This window comes from Pseudomonas sp. PDM30 (genome assembly GCF_019218985.1).
Classification (GTDB): domain Bacteria; phylum Pseudomonadota; class Gammaproteobacteria; order Pseudomonadales; family Pseudomonadaceae; genus Aquipseudomonas; species Aquipseudomonas jessenii.
Window position 1 is genome coordinate 72,190 of the sequence record NZ_JAHUWM010000009.1, and the last position, 17,157, is coordinate 89,346.

22 protein-coding genes and 1 pseudogene are annotated in these 17,157 nt (G+C 56.8%); 15 read left to right on the top strand and 8 right to left on the bottom strand.

Going from position 1 to position 17,157, the window contains the following annotated elements; genetic code table 11:
• The 7 genes from KW840_RS20805 to KW840_RS20830 form a co-directional block, all read right to left on the bottom strand.
• Complete coding sequence (locus tag KW840_RS20805) at positions 1–1,278, bottom strand: site-specific integrase (RefSeq protein WP_218497431.1); 1,278 nt, start codon at positions 1,276–1,278, stop codon at positions 1–3.
• Positions 1,278–1,484: a hypothetical protein gene (locus tag KW840_RS28635; protein WP_256353519.1), complete on the bottom strand. Its 207-nt coding sequence runs from the start codon at positions 1,482–1,484 to the stop codon at positions 1,278–1,280. The genes KW840_RS20805 and KW840_RS28635 overlap by 1 nt, the downstream gene beginning before the upstream one ends.
• The gene (locus tag KW840_RS20810) at positions 1,477–2,238 is read right to left on the bottom strand and encodes a replication protein P (protein WP_218497442.1); all 762 of its coding nucleotides are present in this window, start codon (positions 2,236–2,238) and stop codon (positions 1,477–1,479) included. Before KW840_RS20810 ends, KW840_RS28635 begins: the two co-directional genes overlap by 8 nt.
• Positions 2,238–3,014, bottom strand: a complete 777-nt coding sequence (locus KW840_RS20815; RefSeq protein ID WP_218497780.1) for a helix-turn-helix domain-containing protein — start codon at positions 3,012–3,014, stop codon at positions 2,238–2,240. Before KW840_RS20815 ends, KW840_RS20810 begins: the two co-directional genes overlap by 1 nt.
• Before the next feature lie 11 nt (positions 3,015–3,025).
• Positions 3,026–3,358 (bottom strand): phage antirepressor KilAC domain-containing protein, encoded by a 333-nt coding sequence (locus KW840_RS20820; protein WP_371318480.1) that lies wholly within the window; start codon positions 3,356–3,358, stop codon positions 3,026–3,028.
• 64 nt (positions 3,359–3,422) lie between these two features.
• The gene (locus KW840_RS20825) at positions 3,423–4,043 is read right to left on the bottom strand and encodes a hypothetical protein (RefSeq protein WP_218497452.1); all 621 of its coding nucleotides are present in this window, start codon (positions 4,041–4,043) and stop codon (positions 3,423–3,425) included.
• A 15-nt stretch (positions 4,044–4,058) separates the two neighbouring features.
• A complete protein-coding gene (locus KW840_RS20830) occupies positions 4,059–4,310 on the bottom strand; it encodes a Cro/CI family transcriptional regulator (protein WP_218497454.1) in 252 nt (83 codons plus the stop codon).
• 88 nt (positions 4,311–4,398) lie between these two features.
• Between KW840_RS20830 and KW840_RS20835 the strand changes: the two genes are divergently transcribed.
• From KW840_RS20835 to KW840_RS28640, 7 genes and pseudogenes are all read left to right on the top strand, one after another.
• The gene (locus KW840_RS20835; protein WP_218497781.1) at positions 4,399–5,055 is read left to right on the top strand and encodes a LexA family transcriptional regulator; all 657 of its coding nucleotides are present in this window, start codon (positions 4,399–4,401) and stop codon (positions 5,053–5,055) included.
• A 322-nt stretch (positions 5,056–5,377) separates the two neighbouring features.
• Complete coding sequence (locus KW840_RS20840) at positions 5,378–5,626, top strand: DUF1654 domain-containing protein (RefSeq protein WP_218497464.1); 249 nt, start codon at positions 5,378–5,380, stop codon at positions 5,624–5,626.
• Positions 5,627–6,033: 407 nt separating this feature from the next.
• Positions 6,034–6,483, top strand: coding sequence for a tellurite resistance TerB family protein (locus KW840_RS20845; protein WP_218497466.1), 450 nt, complete (start codon positions 6,034–6,036; stop codon positions 6,481–6,483).
• 265 nt (positions 6,484–6,748) lie between these two features.
• Positions 6,749–6,949, top strand: a complete 201-nt coding sequence (gene csrA / locus KW840_RS20850; protein ID WP_218497469.1) for a carbon storage regulator CsrA — start codon at positions 6,749–6,751, stop codon at positions 6,947–6,949.
• Positions 6,950–7,099: 150 nt separating this feature from the next.
• Positions 7,100–7,372, top strand: a complete 273-nt coding sequence (locus KW840_RS20855) for a hypothetical protein (RefSeq protein WP_218497471.1) — start codon at positions 7,100–7,102, stop codon at positions 7,370–7,372.
• On the top strand, positions 7,369–7,830 hold the full coding sequence (locus tag KW840_RS20860) for a hypothetical protein (protein WP_218497473.1): 462 nt from the start codon (positions 7,369–7,371) through the stop codon (positions 7,828–7,830). The genes KW840_RS20855 and KW840_RS20860 overlap by 4 nt, the downstream gene beginning before the upstream one ends.
• A gap of 81 nt (positions 7,831–7,911) precedes the next feature.
• A pseudogene (locus KW840_RS28640) lies at positions 7,912–8,117 on the top strand (hypothetical protein); the annotation flags it as partial.
• Positions 8,118–8,128: 11 nt separating this feature from the next.
• Here the strand turns inward: KW840_RS28640 and KW840_RS20870 are convergent.
• Positions 8,129–8,389, bottom strand: coding sequence for a hypothetical protein (locus KW840_RS20870; protein WP_218497478.1), 261 nt, complete (start codon positions 8,387–8,389; stop codon positions 8,129–8,131).
• 86 nt (positions 8,390–8,475) lie between these two features.
• On the opposite strand from KW840_RS20870, the gene KW840_RS20875 reads away from it, so the two are divergent.
• From KW840_RS20875 to KW840_RS20910, 8 genes are all read left to right on the top strand, one after another.
• Positions 8,476–9,255, top strand: coding sequence for a DUF2786 domain-containing protein (locus tag KW840_RS20875; RefSeq protein ID WP_218497480.1), 780 nt, complete (start codon positions 8,476–8,478; stop codon positions 9,253–9,255).
• A 129-nt stretch (positions 9,256–9,384) separates the two neighbouring features.
• The gene (locus KW840_RS20880) at positions 9,385–9,627 is read left to right on the top strand and encodes a DUF4224 domain-containing protein (protein WP_150756586.1); all 243 of its coding nucleotides are present in this window, start codon (positions 9,385–9,387) and stop codon (positions 9,625–9,627) included.
• A 1-nt stretch (position 9,628) separates the two neighbouring features.
• Entirely contained in the window at positions 9,629–10,678 is a 1,050-nt protein-coding gene (locus KW840_RS20885) for a tyrosine-type recombinase/integrase (RefSeq protein ID WP_218497482.1), read from the top strand.
• Between the two features lie 795 nt (positions 10,679–11,473).
• Positions 11,474–12,874 (top strand): GABA permease, encoded by a 1,401-nt coding sequence (gene gabP / locus KW840_RS20890; RefSeq protein ID WP_218497485.1) that lies wholly within the window; start codon positions 11,474–11,476, stop codon positions 12,872–12,874.
• Between the two features lie 106 nt (positions 12,875–12,980).
• Positions 12,981–14,093 (top strand): GlxA family transcriptional regulator, encoded by a 1,113-nt coding sequence (locus KW840_RS20895; protein ID WP_371318482.1) that lies wholly within the window; start codon positions 12,981–12,983, stop codon positions 14,091–14,093.
• A 72-nt stretch (positions 14,094–14,165) separates the two neighbouring features.
• On the top strand, positions 14,166–15,287 hold the full coding sequence (locus KW840_RS20900; protein WP_102685615.1) for a Re/Si-specific NAD(P)(+) transhydrogenase subunit alpha: 1,122 nt from the start codon (positions 14,166–14,168) through the stop codon (positions 15,285–15,287).
• A gap of 11 nt (positions 15,288–15,298) precedes the next feature.
• Positions 15,299–15,652, top strand: coding sequence for an NAD(P) transhydrogenase subunit alpha (locus KW840_RS20905; protein ID WP_057712569.1), 354 nt, complete (start codon positions 15,299–15,301; stop codon positions 15,650–15,652).
• The gene (locus KW840_RS20910; protein WP_218497488.1) at positions 15,649–17,100 is read left to right on the top strand and encodes an NAD(P)(+) transhydrogenase (Re/Si-specific) subunit beta; all 1,452 of its coding nucleotides are present in this window, start codon (positions 15,649–15,651) and stop codon (positions 17,098–17,100) included. Before KW840_RS20905 ends, KW840_RS20910 begins: the two co-directional genes overlap by 4 nt.
• Positions 17,101–17,157 lie beyond the last annotated feature (57 nt).

Here is a 17,157-nt window from a genome sequence, read left to right on the forward strand (position 1 = left end):
TCAGGCCAACCAGCCCGAGGGGTCCAGGGCAACCGGCTTACTCGCGCGTCTTGCTCCTGTCTTGTCCTGCAATGCATCAAAACCCTGTGCGTCCAGCCAGCCGTGCCACCGCTCCAGGGCGTTGCGCTTTACCACCTCGCCCATCGCCTGAAAGTAGGTGCGCTCCAGTTCGGTCAGGGCGTGGTTGAGTAGTAGTTTTCCCACCAGTGAATCGACACCGAGGTTGGCCCAGATGGAAGGCGCCAGTTTGCGCAGGTCGTGACTGGTCCACTCGCCCGCTCCCAATCGGGCAAAAATGGCAAAGGCCTGGCTGCGTGACATCGGGCGCCCCGCACGTGAAGTCGCCGGAAACAGGTACGCCCCGTCGTAACCCTGGGCCCGCTGCTGCGCACGGTAACGTTCCAGAAAAGCCACAGCCTGCGTGGTCAACGGCAACAGGTGGTCGCGCTTGGATTTAGTGTCATCAGCCGGGATGAACCACTCCCCCGCATCCAGGTGGATGTTTTTCCACTTGGCCAGACGGGTTTCGGTGATTCGCGTGGCATGGGTCAGCATCAACACCAGCAGCGTCACGGCCGTCGGTTCCGTGGTGAACGCTTCACTCCACTCGGCCAGCAGGTCCACCACGGCGACGTGTCGCAAGCGCGCACCCTTGGGCTTGATTTTGGCCTTGGTGAAGTGACTGAACGACACCCCGAGCAGTGGATTCACGGTGATTTTTTTCAGCGTCAAGGCGGCGCCGAAGACCACCTTCAGAACGTCCAAAACCGACTTGACGTAGGACAGGCTGTACTCGGCCTGCATGTGCCAGACCAAGTGTCGATCCAAGGTATCGGCATTGAGTTTGCACAAGGGCAAATCCCCTAGAGCGGGAAACAACTGGCAGCGGATCGCCGACAACGACGATCCTCGGCGGCTTTTGGACAAACTGTTATCGGTGTTCAGGCGCGCGGCATACCACTCCAACACCTGCCCGACCCGCTCCCAACCATCCACCGTGGCAGCAGCCGATGGATCGGCCAACAACCGGGCCTGCACTACCGGCAAGCTGTCGAGCATTACCCGCGCTGGCACGTCGGGCCAGTTGGCAGCCTTTTTCCATTTGGCGCCCTTGTCGAAACGCACCAGGTGCCAACTACCTTTACTGCGGTCGTGACGGTAACGAAAGCGTAGCGGGTGCCGCGGATCCTTCAGCTCGGTAACGGTCAGGTCGTTGGCATGCTGTTTGATAACAGCATCAGACAGTTTCACTGTCAGGGTTTTCAAAGGAGCGGTCATTACTCATCGCCCCTTTTGCTACGCAAGTCGACCACTTCAAATGTCGAAGGCCACATCCAAGCGCCGTAACGCTCGGCCATTGCCTGGTCAACGAACAGCGCCAACGCGTGATCGGGGGTGCTGCCCATGTCCCATTTGAAGGAGCAGCAAAACACGGCGAATCGATAGCTCGCAGCATCAGGAACAGCCAGCCGGCGATCAACCATGGGTGAAACCCTCGGTAGGAGTTGGCTTGCAAAGGCCAAGCCGTGAAAGGAGTTGTGCACGAGCAGTTTGGCCATCTGCCGGAATAGCCTGGTGAGCCATTGTTTTCAGTAGCCGCGCATCGCCGTACTCTTCCGCCAGTTGTGTTTCGGGCTTTTGCGAGTCGTGGCCGATGCCCAGCGCGATTTCTTCAAGCGGCAGTCCGCTGACCAACATCCGGATGGTGATGTCATAGGCGCGATCAAAGACCTTGCTGGCCTTCTCCGACACCAGACCGGTCAGGTTATGCATCTCACATTGAAGCGCAGCATGACGTACCGCCGGGTGCGACCACACGCGGGAAAATGCTCGGCTCGGGGCCAAATTGACCAGCGCTTCACGGAAGGCCTTATCGTGGGAAGGAATGCCCAGCATTTCAGGCGTTGGCTGACACCACTTCACAAACTTGCCGACGCTCGGTGCGAAATCGCCGCCGTGTTGTCGGCAGTTTCTCAAGCCGTACCGAATCTGCTCGAGGGTATTGATCCTGGCGACGATGAAAGCCTTGATCCAGCTGCGCTTCGCAGCCCGTAGGGCTTCATCATCGGGCCAAGCCTGTTTCCACGCGGGGAAGATCGCCTGCAACTCTTTGAACAGTGCGTTGACGACATCGGTGGTACCAGGCGGCAGCTGTTTCGGTTGAACCAGGGTAACGGGCGGCAGGTTGCCCATCTTGCTCAGCAGCTGAGTGGCGCTACGCGGTGCTTTCAGCTCCATCACAAATCCCCCAGATCATCAGCCCAGCTGGAGTCATCGAAATCAGGGGACACCGATGGGCTGGTAGCCAACTTGACCTGCTCACGCTTGATCCAACGAATCAGGCGAAAACACCAACCGGATGCGCTGTCGACGGTCGCGGGTTTGGCGACGAAAAAGCCCTTGAAGCCAGCAAGCAGGTCACTGGTGAGCGAGTCAACGGGCAGACCCGCAATCGTGAGCTGCTCAGCCAGCGCCTTCTCGCTCGGCACCCAGTTGGCGAACATGGCAAAGCGCTGACGGTCATCCGGTGAAGTGATGGCCGCCTCGTCCTGCTCGGCCATCTCATCGGAAATCTCGCGCTGCAGCTGCTGTTCGGTTACTTGATGGTTAAGTGACGTATTGGGTGCAGATTCTGCACCCCGTTCTGCCTCCGGCTGCACCCCGTTCTGTTGTGATTTGCACCCCGTGGTTTCATTTGCACCCCGTTTTGTACGGGGTGCAGGATTTGCACCCCGCGATAATTGAAGGTCATAAACTACTGGACGGCGGTCGTGGCGATCAATGTGTACGGCGGCGATGGCTTGGTTGCCCTCCTGGATCAGCCCGGCCTCCTCCAGGTCGTCCAGCTTGTAGCGGACGGTACGCTCAGACAAACCGGTGTCCTGAGCCAGAGTGGCGGCCGATGGAAAGGCACCCGCACCGTTCGAGCCGGCATAGTTGGCCAGGCACAGCAGCACATGCCGCGCGCTTGAATCTTTCAGGGAATCGATGGGCAAAGAGAGCGCCCAGGACATTGCTTGAACACTCACTGCGAGGCTCCGATATTAAATTCAGCCAAACGGGCAAGGCCTTTGGGAGTGACCACTGGATCAAATGCTGCGCGCTCGATGCCGGTCTCTGGGTCGGGCTTCAAAGCCGTAACCTTATGGGTCATGTAGCCGGCGGTAATGCGTGGCTGATTGGCAACCCAACGTTTGGATCCCTTGCGACGGAATATCCAGCGATGCTGTTCAAGCCAGGCGAACAACTTCGCGGGCTGGATCTGCAACTGTTTGGCGGTGTGACATGACGCGTTTTGCGATTGACCAAGACGTGTCACGACATCGAGGGTATTGCTCGGGGCAATATGGCTGTGCATAATCAACGCTCTCTAGTTTTGCGAATCAGCCGACCTTCTCCGTCGGCTTTTTTGTGTCTGCGACTCAGGCGATCGACTTCAGCACTGGGCGAGACTTTTCGATCATCTCTTCGGCTTTCCGGCCAAGCTCCCCTGCCCTTGCTTCAACTTGCCGACATTCCTTGGCGAACGCCGGTAGGTGCGGCATGTCCTTTTCGCTCATCACTTGGTCGTCGAACACCTCGCTTCCGGTGTCAATCACATCACCCAGGGCGCGGATCAACGCACTGAAGCTTTTGCTCCCGCATTGTTCGGTCGCAATCTGGCGGGCACCAATCAAACCGTGACGGCAGGCCAGTTCATTGACGCAGTGATCACGGAACTCCGGCTCGAGTGCATTCACCCACGACTCTTCCAGCCAAGATGGCATCTCCTGTTCGCCCGACAGCCAGCGTTGAACGCGCTTGAGCCAGCGACCGGTTGCCTTCACGAACTCGCTGACATCGTTCAGCCGCGCCAACTCATCAAAATCAGGAACCTTCGCCAGCTCGATCTTCGCAGCAGGAACTATTAGGTAAACTTCCCGGCTCAGCGCCTGAGCAAAGTCGTCCTGGCTCAAGTTAGTGCGGGCGATCTGATTTGCCGCATGCGCTACCAGCACCTGATCACGGGTTTGTACGCCATGTCTTGAATTGGACGTTTCCATGGGAACTGCTCTCCTCTAATCTGGTTTGAATGGATCGACGTACCGGCATGACAATTCCTCAGCCGATTCAGCGCGCTTTGGGCGCATGCAAAGCTCGCGGGCCGTCACCTTCCCACCGGTCAGCTCCTCCGCTTTGAATGCCTTTTCGGCGCCCATTGGGTGGATCCCCGCTACCCAGTACGAAACTGCGGCTTGAGAAACGTCGAGAGCTAAAGCTGTTTTGGTTTGCCCGCCGAAGTAATCGACGAGTTTTTCGATTGGGGTCACATGAAAGCCCTGTCAATAAGCATGCTTATACTTTAAGAAGAAGTACGCTTATTTGCAAGCTGATAAGGGAACTTATAAATTCAAGCGTATGAACACACTCGCCGAACGAATCAAATCCGCCCGAAATCACGCCAAGCTGACGCAGAAGGCTCTCGCCCTTAAGGTGGGAGTAGAACAGCCGGTGATATCTCAGCTGGAGACAGGAAAAAACCTTCAAAGCGCTCACTTGCCAAAAATTGCGCATGTGTGCGGTGTGAATGCTATTTGGTTATCTGAAAACATTGGCCCTATGACGGGCGCACTTTTAAGCCAATCCAACGTCGGCTCCACTCGCCAACCCATCGAATCCTTCCGTTACCCAGTAATCAGTTGGGTTGCAGCAGGTGCATGGGCCGAAGCAATCGAGCCCTTCCCGCCTGGATTCTCAGATCGGTACGAGCTTTCAGACTACAACTCAAAAGGTCCGGCGTTCTGGCTTGAGGTAAAGGGCGACTCGATGACATCGCCAGTAGGGATGAGTATCACTGAAGGAACATTGATTCTGGTTGATACCGAGGCAGATGCTCAGTCAGGAAAGTTGGTAGTGGCAAAACTGGCTGACAGTGACCAAGCCACGTTCAAAAAACTCGTAGATGATGGTGGTAGACGGTACTTGAAGCCCTTGAACCCCGCCTACCCTACAGAGATGTGCGCAGAGAACTGCCGGATTGTCGGTGTAGTGGTAAGGGCGCTACAGAAGCTGTAGACCAATGTTGCCTACGATCGAAAGCTGCATAAGCAAGCTGATCGACTGACTGCTTACGCTCATGAGATGGTCACAGCCACCAAGCACAATGCTGTCAGCAAAAGGGATTTGTCCCCTTGTATAGAGAGCCCGCCATGCGCGGGCTTTTTCGTATCTAGCGCCAGTCCTTTCTCGCCTCCTTAAGCCCGCGCGCGCACTCACTTTTTTTCCACATAAAAACTTAGAAATTTTTTCTTGTCAGCATGAGATGACCTATCTTAATTCGTCAATTATTTGACAGCATATGGTATAGCTCCCAAACGATAAAACTAAGGATCATTGCATGCCACGCCGTCCTCCACTGAGCTCAGCTGAGACCTCATGCGAGCTTATTCGCCGACGAATCCAACGCCTGATTTCTGCACCGCATGCGCAGAAAATACAATCTGTAGTCCTCACCAAGTCAGAGGAAGAAGCCGATGATGCGTGGCTGCAAGTCCTCCTTGAGATTGAAGAAACTGATGGGATTCGTATGGATCGGCTTGAGAATGGGTCCATCAGGGTCGGGTGGCGAGAGTACTGCGAAGCGTGATGTGAGCCCGCCTTTGAGCGGGTTTTTCACGTCCCCACAAAAATATATAAGCATGCTTATTGACTATAAAAATAAGTCACCTTATATTCATGCCCACACCAACACCTTGTTGGCCCAGCAGCGAAAGCCGCTCCCGCTCTTTAACAGTTAGCGAAACAAACAACAGACCGCATTGCCTCTACCGGCGACCGGCGACCGGCGAGCAGACAGGCCCGAAAGCCTGCCCACGACAGGAACAACTTGGAGGCTGCTCGATGGTGAAATGCCAGAACCGTGTAAGCCCAATAGGCACGAATGACCTGGCAAGCAATGTACCCCGCTCCTCCGGCGGCAATAGGACGGACAGCATCACTGCTGCACCTTGGCGACAGGGTGCATCGGGATGTAATCCCACCAAAGGAAACACCATGTTCGGAATGAAAAAACTCTTCGGAAAACAAGTCGGCAACGCCCAGGCCGAAATGAAGAAGGTCGTTAACCTCGACTTGATGCAGGCCATTGTCGGTGGCGGCCTATTGGTCGCTGCGGCTGATGGTGAGATTGAAGCCAGCGAGGTTTCCAAGCTGGATGAGCTGATTCGCTCCAACCCGAATTTGACGCACTTCGGCAGCGAGATCACCGAAACCATCAATCGTTTTACAGGCCAGTTGAACGCCAACTTTCAAGTAGGTCGATTGGCGATCAAGCGGGAACTGGCCGACATCAAAAACTTTCCGGCCGACGCGGAGGAAGCCTTCGTCAACATTCTTGCCGTTGCCCAGGCTGACGGCCAGATCGAGCCAGCAGAGTTGGTAGTGTTGAAGGAAATAGGCATGCACTTCGGTTTACGCTTGGCTGACTACGGTATCGAGGCGTGAAGTACGCGACAAAGGTTCTGCTAATCCTGCTGACACTGATCGTGGGCTGCATGTTGCTGAGCGGTCTTGCCTCGCGGGCCACTTGCTCTTACTACGGCTTCCAGACAGATCGAGAGACTCGCTACGCCGCCTTTGTTGGCTGCATGGTGAAGCTCGACGGTGCGTGGTTCCCTCGTAATGAAATCCGCGTAATGCAGTGATGTTTCACTGATGCCGCTTCTTGCAAGGCGGCATTGGGAAACCCACTCACGCAAGGAAATGGACAATGCTGATTTTGACTCGCAAAGAAGGCGAAAGCATCAACATAGGCAACAACATCACGATCACCGTGCTGGGTGTGAGCGGCAAACAGGTACGTATCGGAACTAGCGCACCCAAGGATGTCCCGGTGCATCGAGAAGAAATCACGCAGCGCATTCAGGCGGGCTCGTCGAAGCCCGCGATGGGAACACTTGCGATCACTTAAGCAGGTCTTTTTGACACAAACAATGGCCCGGCTCCAATCGGGCTTTTTTACGCCTGCAATTTATCAATCAGCTCCCTTCCCGGCCAAATGGCCACCAGCAGGTGGTCGGAGTGCTGATGAATACACCTAACCTACCCCGAGGGATCAACAATGCATCCATCATTTCAAGCGCGCGCCGATGAAGTCGGTGAACTGCTGCAACGAACAAAGGCCGCCCGCTCCGGGTTCTACAGTCGTATTGATCGACGAGCCCCAGCCAAACCGGTGCGCTACCAAGTCGCCGGCGGAAGCTTCGGCATGTATCAGATTAAAGACCTCACCACCGACAAGACTCGCGCCTTCCGTAACGACTACAAGGCCGCTCACGACCTTGCCATGCAGTTTGAAGCCAAGGCCAATCGCCAGATTACGGTGGCGCTATGAAAAAGCGAAAGCCCAACAACATGCGTACCCGGATAGAGCGATCGAGCCGAGCCCTGCTCAGCGCCAATTACGTCGCGGTGGTCCACATCGACCCCAGCGGACGGCAAGGGATGATCAACAGGAAGAGCTGCAAGAACATCCCGCCAGGACAGCGCATGGCCGAAGCAGTCTGCGACGTTGCTCATCGTTGGACGATCTATGTCAGCGTCCAGTGTCGAGATCAGCACGGGCACCGCTACACGAAATCGGTAGAGGTCGCCCCTCAAGGCAACTATCTGGCCGCGCACCTCGAAGACGTGATAGAGGACACTTACAAAACCCTGGTCGCCGAGAGCAATCCGAATCATCGGGTCGCGTCGGGCTGGATCGCCATTCCCGCTGCAATATTGCTGACTGAAGAGCAGGCGGCCCGAGTGTTCGACGCCGTAGGTGTCTGGAATCAGCAGGGGGCAGCATGAGGCGCATCAACAACCAAGTGCGCCAGCGCCGACGACAGATATGGCTGGATCTACCAGCCCACGGAATTGAAGAGGTAGGCCATGGCAGCAGATCAGAAGGCCCGCTCAACGAAGAGCGGCGGCGAGGAAGAGTTGCGAATGCATGCCATATAGCCGACACCCAACAAGCGCTGGCTGACTTGATGGCCTGGTACGGCATCGAGGAACAGGGCGAGGAAATGACACTGATGATTCATCATCTTCATGCGTTAGGGCCTCAAAAGTCCGCCCCGATGTTGACACCGCCCGTGCTCCTTGACTATCGATTGGCCCACGCATCTGAGCAAGCGACACGGAGCCGATCTACAACTTCAGGATCATAGGGTTCATCGACCTCAACGAGTAGCTGTCGATGAACCTTAAGCTCGGCCGGGATCAATGATGAGTACATAGTGGCGATTTCCCGAGCGTGCCAAATCTCTACGTCTTCACTGTACTCACCCACACGAACGGCAAACACCTCGTCGTACTGCCAAATTTCGGCACTAGCAATTTGATCTTCTTTGATCACAGTTATCACAAACCCCCTCCTTGATCCGGCTCCATGCCGGGCCGAATACATATACCCCCACTACAACGAATCATGTTAGCCGGCGAGGATCACCTATGCCCGAGAATCACATCGACGAAAAGAAACTTGAGCGGGCGCTCCGTAAAATCAAGCACTGCTTGGCCCTATCCACGAGTGCCAATGAGAACGAAGCGGCCACGGCACTTCGGCAAGCACAAGCGCTGATGCGTGAACATCGATTGACCGAAATGGACGTGAAGCTCAGTGACGTAGGAGAGATCGAATCTCAATTCTCGCGCAACGAGCGCAGGCCTATGTGGGATCAGCAGTTGAGCGGGGCTGTTGCCGAAGTGTTCAGTTGCACCGCACTGCGCAACAGACAATGGTGCAAAACCAAGCAGAGAGTAGTTGAGTGCGCATCATTCGTCGGAGTTACACCGGTCCAGAATATTGCGCTATATGCCTACGAGACACTCCTGACCAAGCTATCCATGGCGCGCAAGGAGTACGCCGCTGGTGTTCGGTCGGGCAAACATCGCAGTTCGTATTCTGCCGAAACGGCTGGTGACCACTTCGCCCTTGCTTGGGTCGGTCAGGTCCATGGAAAGCTTCGGGCTTTGATCCCGCAAGGCGAGGACGACAGTATCGCCACGTCAAGCGATGGTCGTGATCTAGTGGCTCTGCAATCACAGGACAAGGCGCTGATCGCCGAGTACCTAGCTAAAAACCGCGTGGGTAAAGCCCGTAAGGCGCGTGAGACCGAGCTCGATTTGAACGCCCAAATTGCGGGCATGCTCGCGGGACGAGATGTAGACCTGCACGCCGGTATTGCGCACGGCGGCGATGCCGTTCTCGCGCTATGTGCGATTGCCTGACCACCGATTCACCACCCTCCACCTCCCGGGGAGCCCCGGCATACATACCAATCCTCGCCTCACTGCCTCCGTTTAAAACGCGAGCAAGTTTAACCACCTTCTGCCGCCACGCGCAGCATGGAGCATCACATGGAATCCGAAATTCTTTCGGACGAAGAATTGGCGATTATCACCGGCTACAAGGCCAGGGCTTCCCAGCGACGCTGGCTGATCGACCACCAATGGGTCTTCATCGAAAGCCGAGGCAAGCGCCCGTTGGTTGGTCGGCACTATGTCCGCATGAAGTTGGGCATGGTGTCACCTACCGCTCTCAACCCGCCCTCCACTCCCGCGGCGCCAGCATGGACGCCAGACTTCTCACGAGTGAACTGATATGCGTCCCCGCAATGCCGAAACACGCAACTTACCGCCAAGGATGTATCAGTGGACACGTCCCCGAAAAAGCGGAAAAACATGGATTGCTTACTACTACTTGGATATGTCGGGAAAGGCGATACCGCTAGGCAAAGACTTGGACAAGGCCAGGGTCAAATGGGCTGAACTCGAAGCCAAGGAGGCGCCTCTCGATCTTCGAACCATGAAGGGCATCTTTGATAGGTATATTCGCGATATTGTCCCCAAAAAAGCAGCACGCACCCAGAAGGACAACCTGTCAGAGATTAAGCAACTGCGACCAATGTTCGATAGCGCACCTATCGATGCCATAACACCTGCAGCAATTGCCGGTTACAGGGATGCACGCTCGGCAAAAGTGCGGGCAAATCGCGAAATCGCCACCCTCTCCCACGTATTCAACATGGCACGAGAATGGGGTCTAACCACAAAGGAAAACCCGTGCCAAGGAGTCCGTAAAAACAAGGAAACCCCACGCGATTACTACGCAAACGATGCGGTCTGGAATGCGGTGTACCAGAAGGCAGGTCAAGAGCTGAAAGATGCCATGGACCTGGCTTACCTGACCGGTCAACGGCCAGCGGACGTACTAGTAATGCGCAAGGATGACATCGAGGGAGGATTCCTGATGGTTCAGCAAAACAAAACCAGCAAAAAACTTCGAATACAGACGACCACTGACGGCTCTGCAAACAGCCTGGGCTTGCTGATCGCCCAGATCGCCAAGCGTAATGCGCAGCATCTGTCGAGTTATCTGATAGTTAGTCAAAGAGGAAAACGGATGACGGCTACGATGCTGCGTAAACGATGGGATGAGGCAAGAGAGAAGGCGAAGCAGGCGGCACTTGATAATAGTGACACGATCTTGGCGAGCCGGATTGCAGAGTTTCAATTCCGAGACATCCGTCCTAAAGCGGCATCAGAGATCACGGATATTGGTGAGGCCAGCTTGCTGCTAGGACATACCAAAGGCGACATTACCGAGCGCGTTTACCGTCGTGTCGGCGCCATTGCTAAGCCGTCAAAATAGCCAAAAAAGTGTTACAAAACCCTAATACCACCCCTTGTAGAATGCGGCCTGTAGAGGTGGCAAAAAAAAATCGTATTAGAACGAAAATGAGCTGCACACCGCAGAATAAAGGGACTTGCATATCGGACTTGAAAACCGTCGACTGTAACAGGTCCATGAGTTCGAATCCCATCGCCTCCGCCATATTTGTACCGACAAAGCCCTGATTATTCAGGGCTTTGTCGTTTCTGGGGTTTGGGAATCGGTGCTGCTTTTCAGAGCCGTTACAAAACCATTTGGTAACCCCTCGACCAAGCTGAAAGCGCCGCTATAGGGAAAAGGTCGCCAGCTGACCTTCTTGACCGGCAGTAAACGGCTGTGGATTCAGCCGGTCGCGACAGGCAGTAATCATCCGATCCGCTCTTCCCGCAGAGATCTCGCGGCCCTCGGCCCGAAACCTTCTCGGCCGCTTAAACCTTCCAGGCAATCCCCATTCGTTGCTGCTTTAGCAGAATCCTCAAAAAAACAAAACGATTCCACCTGGCCAATTCGTGACCGATTGGTATTCGCTGTGAACGCTAAGTTGGCACGTGTCGATATCAGGCAAGGAGGTGGCGTGAACAGGTAACTGAATTATCGAACAAGCCGGGTAAGGTGGCGCCTCTTTTCATGGAAAAAACCACATCGCGACGATGGGTTTGATAAGTACGGCAGCGTTTGAAGGGTGCCACTTTCAGGAAGCGGCAGCAGGAAACGATGATGATCCGTTGCCCCCATCAATTCGCTTAAATGTCGATCAGCAGAGAAAAAAACCCGATGATTAGCCCGAGCTCCAAGGATTCGAATGGCCAATTGGCACAGGGCTTCAAGCCTCGTCACGTAACAATGCTGTCAATCGCCGGGATTATCGGCGCCGGTTTATTCGTTGGCTCAGGACATGCCATTGCAGCTGCTGGCCCGGCCGTCCTGCTGGCCTACCTATTCTCAGGCCTGCTTGTCGTTCTGGTCATGCGCATGCTCGGTGAAATGGCGGTGGCCAACCCGGACACAGGCTCGTTCTCCACCTATGCCGACCAGGCAATAGGTCGTTGGGCAGGCTTCACCATCGGTTGGCTGTACTGGTGGTTCTGGGTACTGGTGATCCCTATCGAAGCACTGGCCGCCGGCCATGTGTTGAACCAGTGGTTTCCCCAGATCGATGCCTGGCTGTTCGCCCTGGTATCGATCATTGCGTTGGTGATCACCAATCTGTTCAGTGTCTCCAAGTACGGCGAATTCGAATTCTGGTTCGCCATGGCCAAGGTGGTGGCGATCATCGGTTTCATCGGCGTGGGTTTTGCCGTGCTGATGGGCTGGATTCCCGATCGGGAAGTCAGCGGATTGAGTGGACTGATGGCCGAGCATGGCGGATTTGCCCCCAACGGCCTGTCGGCGGTAGTCGGTGCTTTCATCACCATCATGTTCAGCTTCATTGGTACTGAAGCGGTCACCATCGCCGCCGCCGAATCCGACAATCCCTCGCAGAACATTGCCAAGGCCACGCGTTCGGTGATTTGGCGCATCGGCGTGTTCTACCTGTTGTCGATTTTCGTGGTCATCTCCGTGGTGCCCTGGAACGATCCGCTGCTCGCCCAGGTAGGCTCCTACCAGCGTGCACTGGAAATCATGAACATTCCCCACGCCAAGTTCATGGTGGACGTGGTGGTGCTGATCGCCGTGGCCAGTTGCATGAACTCCTCGATCTACATTGCTTCGCGCATGCTGTACTCGCTAGGTCGTCGTGGCGATGCGCCGAAGTCGCTGAAGGCGACCTCCTCCGAGGGCGTGCCGCGTGCAGCAGTCATCGCCAGCACCGTGCTGGGCGCGGCGATCACCGTGTGGAGCTACTTCATGCCCGCCGGGCTGTTTAACTTCCTGCTGGCCAGCTCCGGCGCGATTGCCTTGCTGGTGTACCTGGCCATTGCGGTGTCGCAACTGCGCATGCGCCGGATGTTGCGTCGGCAGAACGTTGAGCTGACCTTTCGCATGTGGCTGTTTCCATGGCTGACGTGGCTGGTGATTGCGTTCATTTGCGCAGCGCTGGCAGTCATGATGATCACCCCGGAGCACCGTACCGAAGTCAGCACAACCATTGGCCTGGCGCTGGCGATTTCCTTTATCGGCCTTGTTACGTCCCGTCACCCTGCGCAGGCTGCCAGGGTGACGTCAGTGGGATAAACCAAGGAGGCATTTGCGCCAAACCTACTCCCTGCGCCAAGGCTGGGGAGTATTACCAGCTCCTGCGTCTCAGGCCGTAATCGCTCTCTGTGAGGACATGACCACGATGTCATCGAACTCCACCGTGTCCGACGGTACGACTCAATCCGTTGGTTTTCTGCTGCTGGATAAATTCACACTTATTTCCCTGGCGTCCGCAGTAGAGCCACTGCGCATGGCCAATCAGTTGTCGGGACGAGAGCTATATCGCTGGCATACGTTCAGCCCCGATGGAGAGCCTGTCTGGGCCAGTGACGGCGTGCCGATCACTCCGGATGCTTCGTGGAACAATCCATTAGTGGCGGACACTGTAATCGTGTGCGGTGGTGTTGGAATCCAGAACGTGATTACCCGCGAGCACATTACCTGGCTGCAAGCCTTGGCGCGTCAATCCAGACGGTTGGGAGGTGTGTGCACCGGCAGCTGGGCGCTCGCCAAAGCCGGGCTGCTCGACGGCTACGAGTGCAGCGTGCATTGGGAATTCTTGGCCGCCATGCAGGAAGCTTTCCCGCGAGTCAGCATCAGCGCGAGTCTCTTCACCCTGGACCGAAACCGTTTCACCAGCTCGGGCGGCACCGCGCCGCTGGACATGATGCTGCACCTGATTGGTCGCGATCATGGTCGTGAATTATCCGCAGCCATCTCTGAGATGTTTGTTTACGAGCGCATACGCAACGAACAGGACCATCAGCGGGTTCCGCTCAGGCATGTGCTGGGAACTCATCAGCCTAAGCTGCAGGAGATCGTCGCGTTGATGGAAGCCAATCTCGAGGAACCGATCGACCTGGATAACCTTGCAGAATACGTTGATCTGTCACGTCGACAGCTGGAACGGCTATTTCAGAAATACCTTCACTGTACGCCGTCACGCTACTACTTAAGGTTACGTCTTATTCGAGCGCGACAACTGCTTAAGCAAACATCATTGTCGATCATTGAGCTGGCGTATGTATGCGGTTTCGTGTCCACACCACACTTTTCCAAGTGCTATCGCGAGTACTTTGGTGTTCCACCTAGCGACGAGCGTTCCGGCTCTGAAATTCGTCGAAAACCGGCAACGCTCGCGACTACACAGCAGTCATCAACTAAACCACTGACAGCGCTCGACCAGGCACGAAACGAATCGACTTTTGCCAGTGTTCGAATGATTGATCGTTTCGACTTGGCGCAATCGTGCTGACAGGACGTCCCTGCCACCCCATTCATCCGTAGTGCATGGGTTTACTCAATAAGATCACGCAGGAGATTTGACGTGCACATTGGTGTTCCTCTCGAAACCCAGACCGGTGAAACACGGGTTGCTGCAACCCCGGAAACCATCAAGAAGCTGATCGGCCAGGGCCATAAGGTCACTGTACAAAGCGGCGCCGGCATTAATGCCAGCGTTGTCGACAGTGCCTATGAAGCGGCAGGCGCAAGCATTGGCAGCGCCAACGATGCGTTTGCTGCCGAGCTGATTCTCAAAGTCGTCGCCCCCAGCGACAGCGAGCTCGCCCTGATCAAGAGCGGCACCGTAGTGGTGGGCATGCTCAATCCGTTCAGCAATGAAACCATCGCCAAAATGGCCGAATGCGGCATTACCGCCTTTGCCCTGGAAGCCGCGCCGCGCACCTCCCGCGCCCAGAGCCTGGACGTACTGTCGTCGCAAGCCAACATCGCCGGCTACAAGGCTGTGTTGCTGGCCGCTCACTACTACCCGCGTTTCATGCCAATGCTGATGACCGCTGCGGGCACCGTGAAAGCGGCCCGCGTGCTGATCCTCGGTGCCGGCGTGGCCGGCTTGCAGGCCATCGCTACCGCCAAGCGCCTGGGGGCGGTGATCGAAGCGTCTGACGTGCGTCCTGCGGTAAAAGAACAGATCGAATCCCTCGGCGCCAAGTTCGTCGACGTGCCTTACGAGACCGATGAAGAGCGCGAATGCGCCGTCGGTGTCGGCGGTTACGCCCGCCCGATGCCGGCCAGCTGGATGCAGCGCCAGGCCGCGGCCGTGCACGAACGCGCCAAGCAGGCGGACATCGTTATCACCACCGCGCTGATTCCGGGCCGCAAGGCGCCGACGCTGCTCAGCGCGCAAACCGTGGCCCAGATGAAACCGGGTTCGGTGGTCATCGATCTCGCGGCCGCCCAGGGCGGCAACTGCCCGCTGACCGTGGCCGACCAGGTGGTCGTCGAAAATGGCGTGACCATCGTGGGCCCGACCAACCTGGCCAGCGCCGTGGCGGCTGACGCTTCGGCGCTGTACGCCCGCAACCTGCTGGACTTCATGAAACTGTTGTTCGATAAAGAAGGACAACTGGTGATCAACCTTGAAGACGATATCGTCGCCGCGTGCCTGATGTGCCGCGACGGCCAGATCGTGCGCAAGAACGGCTGAGGATAAAAACAATGGAAGACATGCTGATCTCTGACGGTATCTACAACCTGATCATCTTCGTGCTGGCGATCTATGTCGGTTACCACGTGGTCTGGAACGTCACGCCTGCGCTGCACACCCCGTTGATGGCGGTGACCAACGCGATCTCGGCGATCGTGATCGTCGGCGCCATGCTGGCAGCGGCTTTGACCGTGACGCCACTGGGCAAGACCATGGGCACCCTGGCCGTGGCCCTGGCCGCGGTCAACGTATTCGGTGGCTTTTTGGTCACCCGCCGCATGCTGGAAATGTTCAAGAAGAAAGCGCCGGCAAAAGCTCCGGCCGCCAAAGCTGAAGCAGTCAAGGCTGAGGTGCAGCAAGCATGAGCATGAACCTGGTTACGTCCCTGTATTTGATCGCCTCGGTCTGCTTCATCCAGGCGCTCAAGGGCCTCTCGCACCCCACCACGTCGCGCCGTGGCAACCTGTTCGGCATGCTCGGCATGGGCCTGGCGATCCTCACCACGGTCGGCCTGATCTACAAGCTGGCTGCGCTCTCTTTTGAACAAGGCGGGGCCCAGGCCGGTATCGTCTACGTGATCGTCGGCCTGCTGATCGGCGGCACCGCCGGTTCGATCATGGCCAAACGCGTTGAAATGACCAAGATGCCGGAGCTGGTCGCCTTCATGCACAGCATGATCGGTCTGGCCGCGGTGTTCATCGCCGTGGCTGCCGTGGTCGAGCCGCAGTCGCTGGGCATCGTCAAGCAACTCGGTGACGCGATCCCGGCCGGTAACCGCCTGGAACTGTTCCTCGGTGCCGCCATCGGTGCAATCACCTTCTCCGGCTCGGTGATCGCCTTCGGCAAGCTGTCGGGCAAGTACAAGTTCCGCCTGTTCCAGGGCGCACCGGTACAGTTCAGTGGCCAGCACAAGCTGAACCTGCTGCTGGGCCTGGCCACACTGGGCCTGGGCGTGACGTTCATGCTCACCGGCGACTACACCGCTTTCGGCGTGATGCTGGCGTTGGCCTTCGTGCTCGGCGTGCTGATCATCATCCCGATCGGCGGCGCGGACATGCCCGTGGTCGTGTCGATGCTCAACAGCTACTCCGGCTGGGCAGCGGCAGGCATCGGCTTCTCGCTGAACAACTCGATGCTGATCATCGCGGGCTCGCTGGTAGGTTCGTCCGGTGCAATCCTCTCGTACATCATGTGCAAGGCGATGAACCGCTCCTTCTTTAATGTGCTGCTCGGGGGCTTCGGCAATACGGCGGACGCGGCCGGCCCGGCGGGTTCGAAAGAAGCCCGTCCGGTGAAGTCCGGCTCGGCCGACGACGCGACCTTCCTGCTGACCAACGCCGATACCGTGATCATCGTGCCGGGCTACGGTCTGGCGGTGGCACGTGCGCAGCACGCGCTGAAAGAGCTGACCGAGAAGCTGACCCATCGCGGCGTGACCGTGAAGTATGCGATCCACCCGGTTGCCGGCCGTATGCCCGGCCACATGAACGTGTTGCTGGCCGAGGCCGAAGTGCCTTACGACCAGGTGTTCGAGATGGACGACATCAACTCCGAGTTCGGCCAGGCCGACGTGGTACTGGTGCTGGGCGCCAACGACGTGGTCAACCCGGCCGCGAAGAACGATCCGAAATCGCCGATTGCCGGCATGCCGATCCTCGAAGCGTTCAAGGCCAAGACCATCATCGTCAACAAGCGCTCGATGGCCAGCGGCTACGCCGGCCTGGACAACGAACTGTTCTACCTGGACAAGACCATGATGGTGTTCGGCGACGCTAAAAAGGTCATCGAAGACATGGTCAAAGCCGTCGAGTAACCCTCTGCGCAACACTGAAATGACGCGCCCTCCCCTATCCTGCGAACGTTATGCTTT